Origin of the sequence: Marinobacter flavimaris (assembly GCF_002933295.1) — a bacterium.
Classification (GTDB): Bacteria; Pseudomonadota; Gammaproteobacteria; order Pseudomonadales; family Oleiphilaceae; genus Marinobacter; species Marinobacter flavimaris.
In genome coordinates, this window is the sequence record NZ_PSSW01000004.1 from 97,291 (window position 1) to 114,863 (window position 17,573).

16 protein-coding genes are annotated in these 17,573 nt (G+C 55.5%); 11 read left to right on the forward strand and 5 right to left on the reverse strand.

Going from position 1 to position 17,573, the window contains the following annotated elements; genetic code table 11:
* Positions 1-233 precede the first annotated feature (233 nt).
* Entirely contained in the window at positions 234-1,538 is a 1,305-nt protein-coding gene (locus MDHKLMBL_RS08900; protein WP_053112862.1) for a ferredoxin reductase family protein, read from the reverse strand.
* Positions 1,539-1,676: 138 nt separating this feature from the next.
* On the opposite strand from MDHKLMBL_RS08900, the gene MDHKLMBL_RS08905 reads away from it, so the two are divergent.
* A complete protein-coding gene (locus MDHKLMBL_RS08905) occupies positions 1,677-2,270 on the forward strand; it encodes an NUDIX hydrolase (protein ID WP_094182577.1) in 594 nt (197 codons plus the stop codon).
* Between the two features lie 58 nt (positions 2,271-2,328).
* Here the strand turns inward: MDHKLMBL_RS08905 and MDHKLMBL_RS08910 are convergent, their stop codons facing one another.
* Complete coding sequence (locus MDHKLMBL_RS08910; protein WP_053112864.1) at positions 2,329-3,261, reverse strand: DUF4124 domain-containing protein; 933 nt, start codon at positions 3,259-3,261, stop codon at positions 2,329-2,331.
* 249 nt (positions 3,262-3,510) lie between these two features.
* Here MDHKLMBL_RS08910 and dctP point away from each other — a divergent pair, with 249 nt between their 5' ends.
* The 3 genes from dctP to MDHKLMBL_RS08925 all read left to right on the forward strand — a co-directional run bounded on the left by dctP (position 3,511) and on the right by MDHKLMBL_RS08925 (position 6,638).
* The gene (gene dctP, locus MDHKLMBL_RS08915) at positions 3,511-4,518 is read left to right on the forward strand and encodes a TRAP transporter substrate-binding protein DctP (protein ID WP_053112865.1); all 1,008 of its coding nucleotides are present in this window, start codon (positions 3,511-3,513) and stop codon (positions 4,516-4,518) included.
* Between the two features lie 87 nt (positions 4,519-4,605).
* Positions 4,606-5,232: a TRAP transporter small permease subunit gene (locus tag MDHKLMBL_RS08920; RefSeq protein ID WP_053112866.1), complete on the forward strand. Its 627-nt coding sequence runs from the start codon at positions 4,606-4,608 to the stop codon at positions 5,230-5,232.
* Positions 5,229-6,638, forward strand: a complete 1,410-nt coding sequence (locus MDHKLMBL_RS08925) for a TRAP transporter large permease (protein ID WP_199185497.1) — start codon at positions 5,229-5,231, stop codon at positions 6,636-6,638. Before MDHKLMBL_RS08920 ends, MDHKLMBL_RS08925 begins: the two co-directional genes overlap by 4 nt.
* 73 nt (positions 6,639-6,711) lie before the next feature.
* Here MDHKLMBL_RS08925 and MDHKLMBL_RS08930 read toward each other — a convergent pair whose 3' ends face one another.
* A complete protein-coding gene (locus MDHKLMBL_RS08930; RefSeq protein WP_053112867.1) occupies positions 6,712-7,194 on the reverse strand; it encodes an FKBP-type peptidyl-prolyl cis-trans isomerase in 483 nt (160 codons plus the stop codon).
* A gap of 159 nt (positions 7,195-7,353) precedes the next feature.
* On the opposite strand from MDHKLMBL_RS08930, the gene MDHKLMBL_RS08935 reads away from it, so the two are divergent.
* The 3 genes from MDHKLMBL_RS08935 to MDHKLMBL_RS08945 all read left to right on the forward strand — a co-directional run bounded on the left by MDHKLMBL_RS08935 (position 7,354) and on the right by MDHKLMBL_RS08945 (position 11,272).
* Positions 7,354-10,014 carry a cation-translocating P-type ATPase gene (locus tag MDHKLMBL_RS08935; RefSeq protein ID WP_104270635.1) on the forward strand — a complete coding sequence of 887 codons (2,661 nt, stop codon included), beginning with the start codon at positions 7,354-7,356 and terminating at the stop codon, positions 10,012-10,014.
* A 92-nt stretch (positions 10,015-10,106) separates the two neighbouring features.
* Positions 10,107-10,595 (forward strand): hypothetical protein, encoded by a 489-nt coding sequence (locus MDHKLMBL_RS08940; RefSeq protein WP_053112869.1) that lies wholly within the window; start codon positions 10,107-10,109, stop codon positions 10,593-10,595.
* Positions 10,592-11,272: a hypothetical protein gene (locus MDHKLMBL_RS08945; RefSeq protein ID WP_053112870.1), complete on the forward strand. Its 681-nt coding sequence runs from the start codon at positions 10,592-10,594 to the stop codon at positions 11,270-11,272. The genes MDHKLMBL_RS08940 and MDHKLMBL_RS08945 overlap by 4 nt, the downstream gene beginning before the upstream one ends.
* Positions 11,273-11,332: 60 nt before the next feature.
* On the opposite strand, the gene radD is transcribed toward MDHKLMBL_RS08945, so the two are convergent.
* Positions 11,333-13,111: a DNA repair helicase RadD gene (gene radD / locus MDHKLMBL_RS08950; protein ID WP_104270636.1), complete on the reverse strand. Its 1,779-nt coding sequence runs from the start codon at positions 13,109-13,111 to the stop codon at positions 11,333-11,335.
* 159 nt (positions 13,112-13,270) lie between these two features.
* Between radD and MDHKLMBL_RS08955 the strand changes: the two genes are divergently transcribed.
* Positions 13,271-14,206 (forward strand): sensor domain-containing diguanylate cyclase, encoded by a 936-nt coding sequence (locus tag MDHKLMBL_RS08955; protein WP_104270637.1) that lies wholly within the window; start codon positions 13,271-13,273, stop codon positions 14,204-14,206.
* Between the two features lie 7 nt (positions 14,207-14,213).
* On the opposite strand, the gene MDHKLMBL_RS08960 is transcribed toward MDHKLMBL_RS08955, so the two are convergent.
* Positions 14,214-15,083 carry an NAD(P)-dependent oxidoreductase gene (locus tag MDHKLMBL_RS08960; protein WP_104270638.1) on the reverse strand — a complete coding sequence of 290 codons (870 nt, stop codon included), beginning with the start codon at positions 15,081-15,083 and terminating at the stop codon, positions 14,214-14,216.
* Positions 15,084-15,396: 313 nt separating this feature from the next.
* Between MDHKLMBL_RS08960 and MDHKLMBL_RS08965 the strand changes: the two genes are divergently transcribed.
* From MDHKLMBL_RS08965 to MDHKLMBL_RS08975, 3 genes are all read left to right on the forward strand, one after another.
* Positions 15,397-15,603 (forward strand): cold-shock protein, encoded by a 207-nt coding sequence (locus MDHKLMBL_RS08965; protein WP_008172483.1) that lies wholly within the window; start codon positions 15,397-15,399, stop codon positions 15,601-15,603.
* Between the two features lie 356 nt (positions 15,604-15,959).
* Positions 15,960-16,721, forward strand: a complete 762-nt coding sequence (locus MDHKLMBL_RS08970) for an SDR family NAD(P)-dependent oxidoreductase (protein ID WP_104270639.1) — start codon at positions 15,960-15,962, stop codon at positions 16,719-16,721.
* A gap of 28 nt (positions 16,722-16,749) precedes the next feature.
* A complete protein-coding gene (locus tag MDHKLMBL_RS08975; protein ID WP_104270750.1) occupies positions 16,750-17,394 on the forward strand; it encodes a TetR/AcrR family transcriptional regulator in 645 nt (214 codons plus the stop codon).
* Positions 17,395-17,573: the final 179 nt, after the last annotated feature.

The window sequence follows — 17,573 nt, forward strand, 5'->3', positions numbered from 1 at the left end:
CAATCGTTTAGCAACCGTTCGCTCCAATACACTGTAGACCAAAGCCGGGAAATCTGAGGCAGTTCAGTTCGCGGCGCTGAAGCCGACCGAGTTCAGGCCATCCCCAACGTCACAGAAAATGCAAAGCCATGACTCAGCGCAAAACAAAAAACACAAGAGTCAGGCATAAAATGATGTTTACAGCCCAGATGATCAACGAAGTTCGGCGCTTCAGGCTCATGCGGCTGATGGGATTAGTCATAGCTAAAACGCTCCGACAGGATACGGTGAGAGGGCGTACCCTTCTTGATCAGATGATCTTCAACGATATCCATCATGATCGACGGCCCGCACATCACAAAGAGCCATTCGCTGATCTCTTTCTCTGAAAACACACGATCCATAAGCTCTGCATCGATGAAACCCGTCTCTCCCTGCCAGGTTTCAGGCGGTTCCGACAGCACATAGACTACGTCCTGCTCACCCAACTCCTCACGATACGCAATCTGATCAATCAGCCGATTTCCATAGATCACCCTTACCTTGCGCGAATCGCCGGTGAGGCGCATTTGCCGAAGTATGCCCAGCAGCGGAGCAAGGCCAACGCCACCTGCGATGAGAGCGACCCCGGGTTCAGTGCGACCATCGACAGAAAGATTGCCATAAGGACCGTCAACGTAGGCGACGGTACCCGCCTCTATCTGGCCAACTGTTCGCGTGAAGTCGCCAAGCTCTTTGATCATGAAAGATACTTCAGCCCCGGACGCCGGTGCCGAGCAAATGGAGAACGGGTTTTCCTTCATCGAGAAGGGGCTGTGGCCGACATTCAGCCAGGCGAATTGCCCGGCCTGGTAATCAAGCCCCCGATGACCTTCGGGTTTTACGGTCAACTCCCATTGCTTTGGCGTCAACTGGGTGACCGAGGCCACACGCCAGGGACGAGCTTTCTGCCAGAGGGGAACCAACACGTAAACCGCAAGCAATGACCCGGCAGCCACACCAGTCATGACCAGCCACACCCAGGTCATCACAGGCTCCGATCCATAACGCCCGCCATAGACGGTGTGGTGCAACAGAAGAACCGCAATCAAAAGCGCACCGATCCCGTGCAGAAGGCGCCATGCCTCATATTTGTAGTCCAGTTGGGTGCGCCCGATCGCCATTACAACAAGGCCCGCGAGAAGCAGATAGGCGGCAATACCTGTCGACAGAGCGGAAAAATCGGTCGTGAGCGTCAATTGGCGCGTTGGGTCCCAGGGGCGCTGACCACCGGTCGGAGTTCCCTGGTAAAGGAACGGGTGCAGCACGGCAAAGACCAGTGCCGTACGAGCCATGATCTGGTGAAACCGCATGGTCACATCCATTCCAACGCCATTTGAGATGGCCTTGAAACGGCCAGACAGGATGAACTCCATCAGGATCATCGAGAAGGCAAGGATGCCAAGACCGGATGCGAGTTCCTGATGGAACTGGCGAGGAGGCCCTCCCACCCACGCGGACAAGATCAAGGGCAATGTGACAGCAAAAAGGTAAACAAGGATCAAAAAGAACGGTTTCATCTATCCAGCCTGATTTACTTCCTCTGGCCTTGCAATCTAGTCTTCCACAGAGCCCCTGGCAACGCGGACGCAACGAACACACCCCGGCCTTGCAAGATGTGTTTTACTATAGCTCTACTTACCAGAGGACAGATTTCCGTGCCCCGTAAATCCTGGGTCAGCCAATTGCGACCTCAGAAAATACCATTCCGGCGCCGATTCGCTCGCGCTTCTGTTGCGTTGATCTTTCGGAAAACAGAAGACGGCGGCAAGGAGTTGCTCTTTATCCAGCGAGCCCGCCGGGCGGGTGATCCCTGGTCCGGCGATATGGCATTCCCCGGAGGCCGGCTGCAATCCGAAGACGCGTCCGCCCGGGCCGCGGCCCAACGGGAGACGTTGGAAGAAACGGGTATCGACCTCAGTCGCCATGGCCGTTACCTAGCCCGCTTATCAGACCTGATTACCCGCCATCACAGCCGCTGGCGTCCGATGGTCGTTACACCCTACGTGTTCGAATGGCGGGGGCCAAAGGCTGTCTCGCCTAATCATGAAGTCGAGCGGGCGGTCTGGGTCCCCCTGGACTACCTCGCTGCCGGCGAGAACCAAAGCCAACTCCCCTGGCGCACGCCCCTCGGAACCCTGAACCTGCCGTGTTGCCACTACCTGGATTCATGCATCTGGGGACTGAGCTACAGCATGTTGCAGGAGCTGCTGGAGATGATTTCCGAAACAGGACGTGAGCTGGAGCCGTGAGTCGCTCCTGTGCCAGCAGTTTCCTGCCCTCGCGACACCCAATAACAACGACAGAAGACTAAAGCCTGACAATCCCCTCACCCTGATCATGCAACCAACGCCGCCAGTCCAGCCCCAACATGGTTACACCGCCGATGTAATTGTCATCCACCAGGTAGTACGAGATGGTGCGGTCACCCCGGTTAAAGTTGTGCATCAGTCGCACCACAAAGTTACGGCTGGTCGGCTTGGAAAACAGAAAATAGACAAACTGGCCGGACTGAGCCCTCAGGCTTCCGCGCCCCGACAGATCTGAATGTCGCCACTTATTGCTGGGCAGTTTCAACAACTGGTCGATAGCCGCTAAACGGCCCTGCTCACGGGCTTGATCAACAACCCACTGGTTTTCGTGATGACGCTCAAAATACAAGCCCGACTCATCACGTTCCAGCATCTCCATTTGCTCCGCAAGCCCCTCATTCAGCCAGGCAGGCGCATAGGGAACGATTGTATCGACAACCGCATGACTCACTTCATGCTTGATCGTTTTAAAGGTGAGGCTTCTGTTTTTCTGCACATAGACGACGATCTGATGCTCGGAGGGGATGTAAAGCCCGTACGAGGCAACCGACATGCCCCTGTTCTTGCGAACCAGGTAGTCCCGGTATTCGGCACTGTTCTTGAAAATCAGGATATTGACGGGCACCGTCTCGTACATGTCAAAGGACATCACCCGGTCAAAAAACTCGTAGACATTGTTCACGCCGTCAACGATCTGCCGGTGCTCTTCCTCACTCAGCTCAATATCAACAGCTTTGACATCGATCTCAAAGCGGGACCATTTCGAAGCGCTCGGCTTCACATTGACCACTTCCTGCTGAACGCTATGATCCAGACGATCGCTAAAGTGAACCTTACCGTCTTCATCTACCCATTTGTAAATCTTTGCAGAGACTGTGCTTGCAAAGATCACGAACAGCGCAAACACAAAGACTGAATGGACTGCTTTCATTAACCTTTAACCCTATTAACACTGCGCTTTACCCTCTGGAGAGCGTAAGCAGTTAATGCGGCACGAATACGAGTGCGACCGAACAAACAGATTCTGAGCCCTACCCGACCAATATACTACTGCAAAATATGAAGAACGTGACCTAAGCTTTGTGAACGAAAACCTTAGCATTCACCTTCAGCATCAACGCAATCACCTGCGCCACGAATGCCAACACCGACAAACAACAACTAACCGGAAGGAAACCTCATGATTACCATAAAAACCGCATTGGTCGCCTCGGTGGCCGCAGCCAGTTTTATCGCAGCCGATGTTCATGCGGCGACCGAGTGGAACGTATCTTTGTGGGGAAAGCGCCGAGCTTTCACCGAAAACGTCGAGAAACTCGCCGAACTGGTTGAAGCCAAAACCAATGGAGAGTTCACCCTCAACATTTCTTATGGCGGGCTGTCCAAGGCAAGGGAAAACCTTGATGGTATTTCGTTTGGCGCTTTCGAAATGGCGCAGTTTTGCTCCTTCTACCACACCGACAAAAACCCGACCATCACAGTAACCGAGCTGCCTTTCTCACAAGACGTTTCTCTGGCTCGGATCAGCGACATCTATACCGAAGTGTTCAATCACCCCGAGGTAAAGAAAGATCTGGCCCGATGGAATGCCACCCTGCTGATGCCCACCCCACTGCCTCAGTACAACATCGTCGGTAAAGGAGAGCCGATCGGGACTCTGGAAGATTTTGAAGGCATGCGCATCCGTGGCCCGGGCGGAATCATGGGTGTGCTGGGAAAACTGGGCGCGGTCAAGACAGGGGTGCCTTTCGCTGAGGTGCGCCAGGCCATGGATTCCGGAGTCATCGACGCAGCCTCCTTCGCCCCCCACGCACACCTGGCCACCACAACTTACAAAGTAGGTCAGTGGGCAACCACTAACCTTAATCTCGGCTCAGCCAATTGCCCGGTGGTCGTCAATACCGATGCCCTGGACATGCTTGAGCCGGCCCACCGCGAGGCACTGCTGGGTTCTGTAGAGGAAGCTCTCGACTACTACGTGGAAAACTACGAGCAGAACACCACGGCCAGGTTCGAGGCCGCCAAGGACGAAACCAACATTACCGAGGTTACCTTCACCCCAGAGCAGACTGCCCGACTCAACGAACTGGCTGAGTCTGTCCGCCAGGAGTGGATTGAAACCCACAAGGGCGATTTTGATGCAAAGGCTGTCTTCGATTTCACAGCCAAACTCTTCGCCGAACAGTAACCTGCCCTGAAAATCGGGGCCCGATTCAATCTCATCGGGCCCCGGTTTGGTTTTGGGAAACCGAACCATCACTAACTGGAGGCTGACATGTCTGCAGCCGCATCTGTACTTTCTGACAACTCGACGCTGAGTCGTCTGGACCGTCTGTTTTTCCGGCTGGAGTCCTTACTCACCCTTGCCGGCGGTTTTGCGATTTTTCTGCTGGTTTTGTTGGCAACGGTAAACATTCTCGGTCGCTGGATCTTTTCATCGCCAATCAGTGGCTATGTTGACTGGGTCGAACAGGCCATGGCGTTCATTGCTTTTCTTGGCATTGCTTATACCCAGAGAATGGGCGGCCACATCCGCATGGACATACTGGTTGGCAAATTCCGCGGCCGCTACCTTTGGTTTACCGAAATGGTCACAACCCTGCTGATGCTGGCAGTCACGTCTGTGCTGATCTACGGCAGCTACATGCATTTCTGGCGAGCCTACTCCATTGGTGATTCATCGCTCGACATCAATTTGCCCACCTGGCCCGCCAAACTGGTGGTTCCAATCGCTCTAACCATTCTGGCAATGCGTCTGTTACTGCAATTGTGGGGCTACCTGCGGGCGCTCAGACAGGGTGGCGATACGCCTGTGGCTGTCCCGCTTGTGGAGTCGGCGGCCGACGTTGCCGCCCGGGAAGCCAGTGCCGTCAGTGGCCACGAGGACGAAAAAACACCATGACTGAACTGTTTCAAACCATGGGCAACATGGATTCCATCGACATTGGCCTCTGGGTCACTGGCGCCATGCTGGTCTTCGTCCTGTTAGGCGTTCGAGTAGCCTTCGCAGCGGCCACAGCCGGCTTTCTCGGTCTGGTGTGGATCTTTTCCGCCAAGCTCGGTTTCGACCGGGGATTCCTGGTCGCTGTAAAAATGGCGGGCACCATTCCCCATTCAAAAGTTTCTTCGCTTGCCCTGTCACTGATTCCCGCTTTTATACTGATCGGCTTTCTTGCCTATCACGCAGGACTCACTAAAGCTCTCTTTGAAGCGGCCAAACGCTGGGTGGGCTGGCTACCAGGAGGCATGGGTGTCGCTACCGTCTTTTCCACAGCAGGCTTCGCAGCCGTGTCCGGCGCGTCAGTGGCGACTTCTGCGGTTTTCGCCCGCATCGCCGTGCCGGAAATGCTCAAACTGGGATATGACAAGCGCTTCGCCGCTGGCGTTGTTGCAGCGGGCGGAACACTGGCGTCGCTGATCCCGCCCTCTGCCATTCTGGTTATCTACGCCATTATTGTTGAACAGGACGTCGGCGCGCTGCTAATGGCCGGTTTCCTGCCCGGTGCATTTTCAGCCCTGGTTTACGGTGCACTTGTCATATTCATGGCAATGACCCGCAAGAACTTCGGCCCGCCGGTTCGAGGCTATACCTGGAAACAGCGCTTTGAGTCAGTGCCAGGCGCACTGCCTATTTTCGTGGTGGTTGGCATCATCATGGTTTGTATTTATGGCGGCGTGGGCACGCCCACTGAAGCCGGTGCCCTGGGTGCGTTTGTCATTCTCTGCATGGCGATCTACAACGGAAGCCGGTGGCCAGAGCTAAAGGCTTCCCTGATGGAAACGGCGAAGCTGTCGGCGATGATTTTTGCCATCATTTGGGGCGTTCTCATCTACGTTCGCTTTCTTGGCTTCGCCGATCTGCCCAGCGCATTTTCAGACTGGATCGTCAGCCTGGAACAGAGTCCGCTGCTAACGCTCCTGCTCATTCTCTGCGCTTACGCCGTGCTGGGGATGTTTATGGACGCCATCGGCATGCTCCTGCTGACCCTGCCCGTAGTGTACCCGGCGGTGATAGCCCTGAATGGGGGGATCGACGTTACTGCCGCCGAGTCGGCCTTCGGGGTCTCTGGCGCCGGCTGCGCCATCTGGTTTGGCATTATTGTGGTAAAGATGGCGGAGCTCTGCCTGATTACCCCTCCCATCGGACTGAACTGCTTTGTTGTTGCCGGCGTGCGCCCAGAATGTACTGTGCAGGACGTGTTCCGGGGCTGCACCCCTTTCTTTGTGGCCGATGTATTAACCATCGCCGCCTTGATCGCGCTGCCCGGCATCGTGTTGTGGTTACCGGGCATGATGGGCTATGGCTGAAAATAGGCCTGAGGCATTTTGCTATGGGCGTCTGGGATGACACCCATCTGCATACTCACGCTCCCTTATTTCCTCAATGATGGTGCCCACCCGGCCCATGGGCGTGACCGTGCGACAACTCTTCCGGAGTAGCGGCGCGCACGTCAATGACTTCAATATCAAAGGTCAGGGTTCTACCGGCCATCGGATGGTTGGTATCGACATCCGCGAACTTATGGCCGACCTTGGCAACCACCACATGCCGTGGACCCTGCTCGGTTTGCACCTGGGCGACCATGCCCGGCTTCCAGCGTTTGGCACCCATCAAATGCTTGATCGGCACCCGCTGGATGGCATCAGCCTTGCGCGGTCCGTAGGCTTTATCGGGAGTGACGGTAACACTGAACGTATCACCGGCATCGCGACCTTCCAGGGCTTCTTCCAGGCCCTTGATAATGCCACCGTGGCCATGCAGGTACGCGTTCGGCTCGCCACCATGGGAGTTTTCAACAACGTTGTCTTGTTCATCACGGACACTGTAGTGAAACAGGACGACTTGATTCTTTTCGATAGACATAGGGTTCTCTGTGGCGGTTAACGATATAGCATTATAACCAGCGGCGATGCTGACTTCAGCAGCGCCTTCGGTCAAAGCGGTTGATGGCCCAAGGGAAAAATAGGAGTCTACACTTCCTGTGCATCGCACCCACTTTCCTGCAGGGCCAGAGAAAACACCATGAACAGCGCAGTCCCAGAGCTACCCGGCACACCGGATCCCGCTGGTAACGGACTCACCCGAGCGGAAGCCAGTGCACGCCTGGAGCAATTTGGCTACAACCAACTGCCCACCCCGCCCATGCCAGGCCTGGTGGAGCTTTTTGCGCGGCAATTTCTTAGCCCTTTCATTTACATCCTCCTGATCGCTTCCGGGGTGTCATTTGCACTCGGCCAGACCCCCAGCGGGGTTTTTATCCTGATCGTCCTGCTGATCAACGCGATTATCGGCACGGTCCAGGAGTTTTCGGCCCAGAAAGCGGCTGCCGCGCTGAAGCAAATGATGAAAGGGACCACTCACGTTCTGCGGGATGGCCAGGTGGTCACCGTGGAAGTGGAGGAGGTCGTTCCGGGCGACGTGGTTCTGCTCTCTTCCGGCGACAAGGTGCCCGCTGATATTCAGTTACTCAGCGCCAGCAGCCTGGCAGTGGATGAGTCCATGCTGACGGGGGAATCCCTGGCGGTTGCCAAGAACGCCGGAGCGGCAAGCGACGACAGCACGCCACTCACAGAGCGGGTTGATCAGTGCTTTGCGGGCAGCATCATCACCCACGGGCGCGGACGCGGCCGGGTGATAGCAACCGCCTCTGACACCCAGCTTGGCAAGATTGCCCAGGGTGTCACCGGCAAAACGTCCGCCGAACCGCCCCTGATGATCCGGATCCGAAAGTTCACCTACCAGGTTGCTTTCGGCATTCTCGTGGCCATAGGCGCCCTCGCCTGCCTGATGATCCTGGATGGTGGTTATTCGATCGAAGACATGGTCCTCATGACCATCGGCCTGGCGGTCTCGGTCATTCCCGAGGGGCTGCCTGCCGCACTGACCGTGGCCCTGGCCATCGGCATGTCCCGGATGGCAAAGCGCAATGTAATCATCCGCAAGCTCGTGGCTGTGGAAGCCCTCGGATCCTGCACCCTGATCTGCTCCGACAAGACCGGCACGCTGACCGTCAACGAACTCACGATTCGCAAAGTGATGCTGCCTGATGGGCGCCAATTCGATGTCACTGGCGAGGGCGTGGCCCCTGGCGGCGAGATAACAGGCCATGGCGGAACCCAGGTGGATACAGCAGGCCAGGATACGCTGCGGGAGCTCTGTGTCGCAGGCGTCCTCGCCAATGAGAGTCATCTGGACTATAGCGGCGGCGAATGGGTGTCCCAGGGCGATATCGTCGACATCGCCTTCCTGGTTATGGCCAAAAAACTGGGTATGTCCATCACTGACCTGCGAACCCGGCAGGAGCAGGTGGCCCTGATCCCGTATGAGTCGGAAAAGGCCTACAGCGGTGTGGTCAACCGCATTGGTGATCAAACCGTCATCTATGCCAAAGGCAGCCCGGAAAAGATGCTGGCCATGTGCCACCAGATGGCAACCACTGACGGCTCCACGGCAATAGACAAGCCCGCCCTCGAAAGCCAGTTCACCGAGCTCGCGTCCCGAGGCTACCGGATTATCGCCCTGGCGAAGAAAACGTCTTCATCCGGCGACCATGAGATGGCCGATATGGTCTTTCTCGGCATGGTCGCCATGATCGACCCCCTCCGTCATGAAGCCTTTGATGCCATCGAAAAGTGCCGCACCGGCGGAATTGAGGTGGCCATGGTCACGGGCGACCATCCTGCTACTGCAAAATCGATCGCCCTGGAACTGGGCCTGTGTGACACGGACGCTACGGTTGTCACGGGGCCCATGCTTGATGAAGCCAAAGCGGAGGGCCAGGCGGCGGTCGACCAGCTCATTCGCCAGGCCCGGGTATTCGCCCGCATCGAACCCGCCAGGAAAGCCCAGATTGTGGACAGCTTCATGCGGGACGGGCATTTTGTCGCGGTCACCGGGGATGGTGTCAATGATGCGCCCGCCATGCGGCAGGCCCATGCGGGCATCGCCATGGGCAAACGCGGCACGGATGTGGCGAAGGAAACGGCAGACCTGATCGTCACCGATGATAATTTTTCCTCCATTGTTGCCGGCATCGAGCAAGGGCGGGTGGTTTACAACAATATCCGCAAGGTGATTGGACTGCTGGTTGCCACCGGTTTCTCGGCAATCCTGCTTTTCTTCTTTTGTGTACTGGCCGGCCTGCCAATGCCCATGATCGCGGTCCAGCTACTCTGGCTCAATCTGGTTGCGAACGGCTTCCAGGACGTAGCACTGGCATTTGAACCGAAGGAAGGCGGCGAATTGTCTGTAAAGCCACGCTCACCTCACGAGCCCGTATTCGACAAACACATTATTGAGCATGTCCTGGTGGTGGGATCGTGGATGGGCCTCGTCGCATTCCTCAATTTTCAGTGGACACTCGACCAGGGCCAAAGCATTGAGGAAGCGCGCAACCTGACGCTGATGCTAATGGTGCTCTTCGGCAACATTCACGCGCTGAACAGCCGCTCGGAGTCCCGTTCCCTATTCAAGATCTCCTTGTTCCGTAACCCTTTCCTGATGCTGGCAGTTCCCCTCGCGCAGCTGGCACACATTGGTGCCATGTACACCCCGGGGCTGTCCGATGTCCTGCAGATCCAGCCAATTTCAGTGGCCGAATGGTTGCAGTTGCTTGCATTGGCTATGAGCCTGCTCGCTGTGGAGGAGCTGCATAAGGTCCTGATCAGGCGGCGGGCACGCTGATCAGGACCGGCAGAATAAAACCGACTCTTGCTTTCCAATTTACCAACAAATTGACTAAAATTTAATCAGATCAAGTGCGCGGAGTTCGTGCCATGAATCTGTCTCCTGGCTCAACAAGAAGCACCTCCACCCATTCATTAGGACTGATTCCTGATCACGCGATTTCTTGGCTGGTGCTCCTTGCGGCCTTCGCAATTAGCAACCTCTCGCTCGCTGATGAACAGACCATCTCCCACCAAGCGCTGGATGGCATGTCCTTCCAGAGTAAACTCGGCCCGATGGGGCGACCCGCCGATACTGACGATCTGTTGGTATTCAAAGACGGCTATTTCGTCTCTGAGGAGTGCGCTCGGCGTTGCGGCTATGCCAAGGTCGAATACTGGGTCAGGGCGCATGATGATGGCATTCAGATGCGAGCCGAAGTGCCATGTAGCAAGTCGGATGCAGTCATGTATTGGCGGGGCACTGTGCGGGGGGACGAAATCGAGGGCTCGTTCACCTGGGTAAACAAGCGCTGGTACTGGACCTTTGAAAAAGAGTTCAGTTTCAAAGGCCGGTTGGTGGAGACCAACAGTCAATGACCCGGCAAGGCCTACTGGCGGGTAAAGGCCTGGCAGGACTCCTAAAACTTGCCCTTCTAATCAGCGTCATCATCGCCGGCAACCTGTTGACGAGCGGTATCGTTGATGGCATCGAGATGGACGTCCGCCCCACGAACGAGCCCATGCTGCACCAGATCATCATGATCTCCATGGCCGCTTATATTGTGTTGATGGCAATTCCATTTGTGCCGGGCGTCGAAATCGGACTCGCCCTGATGATGATCCTCGGACCCAAAATCGTGCCACTGGTGTATGGCTGCACACTGATATCCATGTGCCTGGCTTTTTTGATCGGTCGCCTGGTCCCGGAGAGGGGTATCATCAAGTTCTTGCGAGAAATACATCTCGTTAAAGCCGCTTCATTCCTTGAGAGCTTCAGCGGGCTATCTGCCGAGCAGCGACTGACACGTCTGTCAGACCTGTCTCCCCGGCGTTGGATCCCGTGGCTTTTGCGGCACCGTTACCTCACCCTGATGCTTGCCATCAATCTGCCGGGCAATATGGTTCTGGGCGGGGGTGGTGGGCTTGCGATGATGGCCGGAATGAGCAAGATATTCTCCGTGGGTAGGTACCTGCTTTTAGTCGCCGTCGCAATTTCTCCCCTCCCGATCATTCTGTTGATATTCGGTGATCGATTTGCCAACTGGCCGATATGAGTCAGCGATCGAGTGGCCGGCACTCCTCGCTCTCAGATTGAACAATTTAACGAAGCGGCCTTAGGTTTCATTCGCCTTACGATAGGCACCCCGATAATCAAAGATCCGCTCCTGTACCTGCCAATAGTGCTTTTGCTTGCGGGCGATGACGAAATCCGGGGCCGATAACAGGGCCTGCATCTCGAGGACCTCTTCCGCCCTATTGAAGGCTTTCGGGGCCTGGCCGTTGGCAAAACGACGCCCGAACAGTTTGTTAAAGATGGCGCGCTGTCCGGGCTTGCTGAAATCAAACGACTCGTTGAGCTCCTCGCCGTCTTCACCGTGATAGATGATCTTCAGTTTGCCGCCATCAACACCTAGCGTGATTCCGGCGCAACGGATCACCATGGCATCCTTGAGCTTCAGCGCATCTCTCAGCTGATCATCCGGGTCGATGATGGCTTTATGGCACTGGTGACAGTTGCGGGCCGCAATATCATTCTCGCCACCGCAGTGTGGGCACTCCTTGAAACGAAAACGGTAATCACACTGTTGCGGGCGCCCGTTCTGCCCGGCGGGCTCATCCCCTTCCGCCAGCTCCAGCAGCCCCTGACAACGGCGGCCGTAGTGCTCGATCACACGGCCGTCATCGTCTGTTTTGCCCCAGAAGATATTGGCAAACCCGCAGCCCGGGCAGAACACCTGCACCGGCTCACTGTCAGTGTTCGGTTTCGGCTCCCCCACCTCCGGGTGATGCAGATTCACGTGGTTTCCCGCGTAATCTATTACCAGGCAATCCTGCTTGCCTTCGTCCAGACGCAGACCACGGCCCACAATCTGCTGATACAGGCTCACGGACTGGGTCGGACGGAGAATCGCGATAAAGTCCACATGGGGCGCGTCAAAACCCGTGGTGAGCACGGACACATTCACCAGATACTTTAACTGGCGCTGCTTGAAGCGCTGAATCAGCAAGTCCCGATCCTTCAGATCGGTCGCGCCGGTCACCAGGGCCGTTTCGTGTTCCGGCAGGTAGCCGGTAATCTCCCGCGCATGCTCCACCGTGGCCGCAAAGATCATCACCCCCTGGCGTTCAGTGGCCAGCTCCATCACCTGCTCAACGATGGCTCGGGTCACCCGCTTGTGTTTGCTGAGCAACTGGTTGACGTCCTTCTCGGCGTATTCGCCAAAGCGGTCCTGAGACAACGCCGAGAAATCGTATTGCGCCACCGCCGCGTTCACCAGCTCAGGCCGGGTGAGATACCCACGATTGATCATGTAGCTCAACGGCAATTCGTAAATGCAGTGCTGGAAGGGCTTTGCCTGTTCTTCACTGGAGCCGCGGACAAAGCCCCGGTAGTGATAGCGATAGATCCATCCCATAGCCAGACGGTAAGGAGTGGCGGTTAGCCCGAGCACTTTGAGGGCGTCGTTCTGTTGCCGCAGCAGCTCGATAATCCGTTGATACTGACTGGTTTCCTCACCGCTGACCCGATGGCACTCATCGATGATGACCAACGAGTATTCATCCCGGAACTGATCCAGATTCGCCGATACCGACTGCACACTGGCAAAGGTCACCTGATGCCGGTTTTCCTTTCGCTTCAGTCCGGCAGAGAAGATACCGCCTGTTAAACCATAGCTCTGATATTTGGCGTGATTCTGCTCCACCAACTCTTTGACGTGAGTCAGCACCAGGATTTTGCGTTTGGCGAGACGGGCCAACTCGGCAATAACCAGGCTTTTACCCGCACCGGTCGGCAACACAATAACGGCAGACTCATCCGATTGGCGAAAATGCCTCAGCGTGGCATCCACCGCTTCCTGTTGGTAAGGCCTCAGTTTGAAAGAAGTTTGCATTCCGGCAGCTCAATCGTTCTCAGGATGAAAGGCCGAGCATACTAGCAAAGGGGAAAACCGGAACAGATCTGTGTTTCCCATCGTATTGGTGATTTTCTCCGCTATAACTTATAGTGCTGAACATATGTTCATTTTTTTTGAAATCGGGCTCCCCTGACCATGCTCGCCAAGCAAATCGCCGACCAGTTCACTACGACTACCAGTAGCCTGTTGCCATTTATCGATGCTCTACCCGATTCTGCCATTATCGTGGATGGTGACCACAGAATCGTTCTGGTGAACTCCCGGGCCGGGGAAATGTTTGGTTACTCTGCAGAAAACCTGAAAGATTCAGATCTGTCGATTATCATCCCGAAACTTCACCGAAACGCCCACAGGCAACTGGTCAGTAACTTTTTCCAAAGTCCTATGCCCCGCCCCATGGACGTGAACAAAAGATTCTGCGGCATGCGTGCCGATGGCACGGAAGTCCCTGTCGACATCATGATCAACACCATCATATTGGATGGGATCCGAGTTGCCATGGCACTTGTCAGGGATGTCTCCTACCAGAGAGAACTGGAAGAACGACTGATTCGGGAATCCCTGACGGATGGAATGACAGGCTTTTTCAACCGGAAACACTTTATCAATCAGTTGAAGGCACAGCATTCCGGCTTCACTCGGTCGGGCGTGCCCTCTTCCGTCATCCTGTTTGATTTCGATCACTTCAAAAGCATCAATGACCAACACGGTCACGCCGCAGGCGACATCGTACTCATTGATACCGCAAAAATGATCAAGGAGAAACTCCGCCCACTAGACATAGCCTGCCGTATTGGCGGAGAAGAGTTTGCCGTCATCCTGCCAGACACGCCGATACAAAACGCAAAGCATTTAGCAGAGCGCATTCGCAGAGAGATCGAAGCCATTGAGTTCAGGCTGGAAGACACCGTCTTTCATGCAACCGTCACCATGAGTGTGGCCTCGTTCTTCCCCTCGGATAAATCGTACGATTCGCTGGTCAGACGGGCTGATAAAGCTCTCTATGCTGGCAAGGCTGCCGGGCGTAATTGTGTGGCTTCGCAGGATTCCCTGGCGCAACCGTCCGAATAGGCTGCGGCTATTTAAGCTTTTCCAGATAATCGAAAACCCCTGCAAAATCATCCCGTCCGTGACCGGCGCTGTTGGCCTGGCCATAAACGGATTTGGCAAGGCCCGCAAGGAACAGCGGCTGGCGCTCCTCGTAGGCGGTCAAATCCAGCAAATGCAGATCCTTGAGCATCAGCTCCAGCGGAAACTGGGCGTCATAATTGCCCTCTTTGATTAACTCTGCCTTGCCCTTGAGGAAAGGCGCGGTCACCGGCAGGTTCGGCAAGGTATCCATCAGAAAATCCCGACTGAAGCCCAGCTTTTCGCCCAGCAGAGCGGTTTCTGAATACACCAGCATGCTCTGGGCCAACAAGGCGTTCACCAACATCTTGAACGCACTTCCCTGGCCAGCAGGACCAACATGGAGAATCTTCTGGCCCATGTGCTCAAGCAATGGCCGAACCTGCTCCAGGTCGTCGGATTCACCCCCAAGCAGGAACGTCAGCTCCCCGGTCTCCGCCGGCATTTTCGTCCCTGCTACGGGTGCATCCAGATACCGCAAACCGCGGGCACGAGCACGGTCGTCACATTCACGGGTGTAGGACGGATTCACCGTGGAGCAATTCACCCACAACGCGCCCTGCTCCATCGCATCGATGAAGCCCTCATCGCCGAACGCAACCTTTTCCACCACTTCCGGCGCACTGAGCATGGTAAATACAACCTCCGCACCCGCCACGGCTGCCCGCGCCGAGTCAGCGGCGTTTGCGCCAGCCTTCTCCAAAGCGGCCGTAGCCTCTGAAGACCGGTTGAAGACCGTGAGTGAAATGCCATCGTCCTTGAGCAGATTCCTGGCCATGCGGCTGCCCATGATACCGAGACCGATAAACGCGACGTTCATGCAATCCTCCCCTTTCGTTTTCGGTAAGTGTAGTTCAGCCCAAAAAACAAACCTGTCCCGAATTACGGGAAGACACGGGACAAAGTTATATTCGCAATATTCAAAACTTTGCTATGCAGGGCCTCTTAAATAGCGTACCGTGAGTCTCGTTGGAAAGATTTAGCAAAGCATTTCACGAATAAGACCTCTTGTGTTACCACACCTTTTGTCCTGTTTTTGATCCTGCACGTTTTCTTGTTTCCCGCATATCGCTGATCAAAGATCACAACGATACTTTGGCGGCACCTTATTGATTAATATCAGGATAATATTTATGTCTACAATTACCGGTAACGTTAAGTTCTTCAACGAAGCAAAAGGTTTTGGCTTTATCACTCGTGAAGGCGGCGCAGACGTCTTTGTTCATTACAGCAATATTCAGGGTGGCGGTTTCAAAACTCTGGCCGAAGGCCAGGAAGTTGAGTTCACCGTGACTCAAGGCCAGAAAGGCCCGCAGGCAGAGAACGTTATTGGTCTGTAAATAACAGCCAATACGTGATCAAAAAAGGCAGCCCTAGGGCTGCCTTTTTTATTGAAAACCAGTTCACTACGGCGTATGTATCCGGGTTCTTCATCGTCTTCCTCAGTGCCTCTTCCTCCGCATCATCCTCTTCTTGTTTCAACCTGCTCGATATCCCACGTGACCGGCTCGATGCATTCACAGAAGGCCTCCCGCCAGTTGCAGCTCCGAACACGCTGACACGTTGAAGCTGTGCTGAACCATCGGGGTTTCAAGTTCAGAACTGGAAACCCGAAAATAGGTGACCAATGGTTATTTACAGATCCCGATCACCCGGGTACATTAAGTGACCAACGTTCACTTAAATGGAGAAAGTCATGTCATATGTGGTTATCACCGGCGCCAGTGCCGGCATTGGCGAGCGCTTCGCCCGGGCACTGGCGGCTGAAAAGCAGAATCTGATTCTGGTAGCCCGCCGGGAAGAGCGCTTGAATACCCTAGCCACAGAGCTGAAGCAGCAGCATGGGATCGAGGCCATTGTCCTGAAAGCCGACCTGGCGAATGAGGCTGGCGCAGAAGCACTGGCACGGCAAATCAACGACGTCGGTTGGGTACTGTCTGGCCTGATCAACAACGCTGGATTTGGCGACCGCGGCGCCTTTGCCGATCTGGGGCTTGAACGTCAGCTATCGATGATTCAGGTGAACATTACCTCATTGGTCTCCCTGACCTGGCAACTGCTGCCCTCGCTACGCAAGCAGCCGGGGAGTTTTGTGATTAATGTGGCGTCCACAGCGGCGTTTCAGGCCGGGCCCAATATGGCCATCTACTATGCCACCAAGGCCTTCGTACTGTCCTTCTCCGAGGCATTGCATGAAGAACTGAGGGGGGCAGGTGTTTCGGTGAGTACGCTGTGCCCGGGAGCTACCGATTCTGAGTTTGCGACGGAAGCGCACATGACCAACACCAAACTGTTCAAAGCCGGCACCATGACGGCCGAAGCGGTGGTAAAGAAATCCCTGGCCCAGCGCAGAAAAGCGATTGTGATTCCAGGGCTGCGTAACCTGCTGATGGTCTGGTCTGGTAAACTCTCGCCCCGGGCCGTGACAAGACGGCTTGCCGGCTGGCTGCAGGCCTGATGTTGACCAACGAAGCGAGTACTTTGAGGTGGTTTTGAAGCACAGATTATGCAGCGGTAAACAGCGAGCCCGTACCGAGTCTGAAAAGGCGCTGCGAGAACAACAAATTCTCGATGCGGCGGAAAGCCTGTTTCTGACTCATCGGTTCCACGGCCTGACTCTGGCAGATGTGGCTCGTGAGACCGGGCTTACCAAGGCCGCGCTGTATCGTTATTTCCGCAGCAAGGAGTTGTTATTCATTGCAGTGTACCGCCGTGCGATGTCGGACTGGGTTGCAGACGTTGAAGCGATTGGCCCAGACGGCCTCCCTGAACAGTTCGTTGACCGCATTCTGGCTCATCCCGTGTTCTGCGGCCTCACCGCCATCCTTCACATTGCCCTGGAAACTGGTCTGAGCGAGGAGGAGGCCCGGGAATTCAAACTGTTTCTGCTGACCCAGACGCGCCGCCTGACGGCCGTGTTCGCCGCAGCGACAGGCCAGGACGAAGCCGCCTGTTTTCGGTATCTGATGCAGTGCCAGCAGGCGTTGATCGGCTGCTGGCATATGTCCCACCCACCGGAGCCCGCCCGCAAAGCCATGCAGGTGGAACCGCTGACAGTGTTTCAGGTGGAGTTCTCGGACACACTGGGAAACCACCTGAGTGTTCTGACCGAAGCGTTTATTCGGCAGTAGAGTCAGTGTCTTGCCCTACTCACCGCCTCCGATTTTGTGGCTACGGAAAGTGGCATAGCAGCTTCTGCACATCTTTTTATGAGCTGCAGGGTTCAGGGCGCGAAACAAACCACCTCGTTTGTGTTCAAAGAACGGGAGCAAACATCAACGATTCAGCATGGGGTGTTTTGTGGCAACAA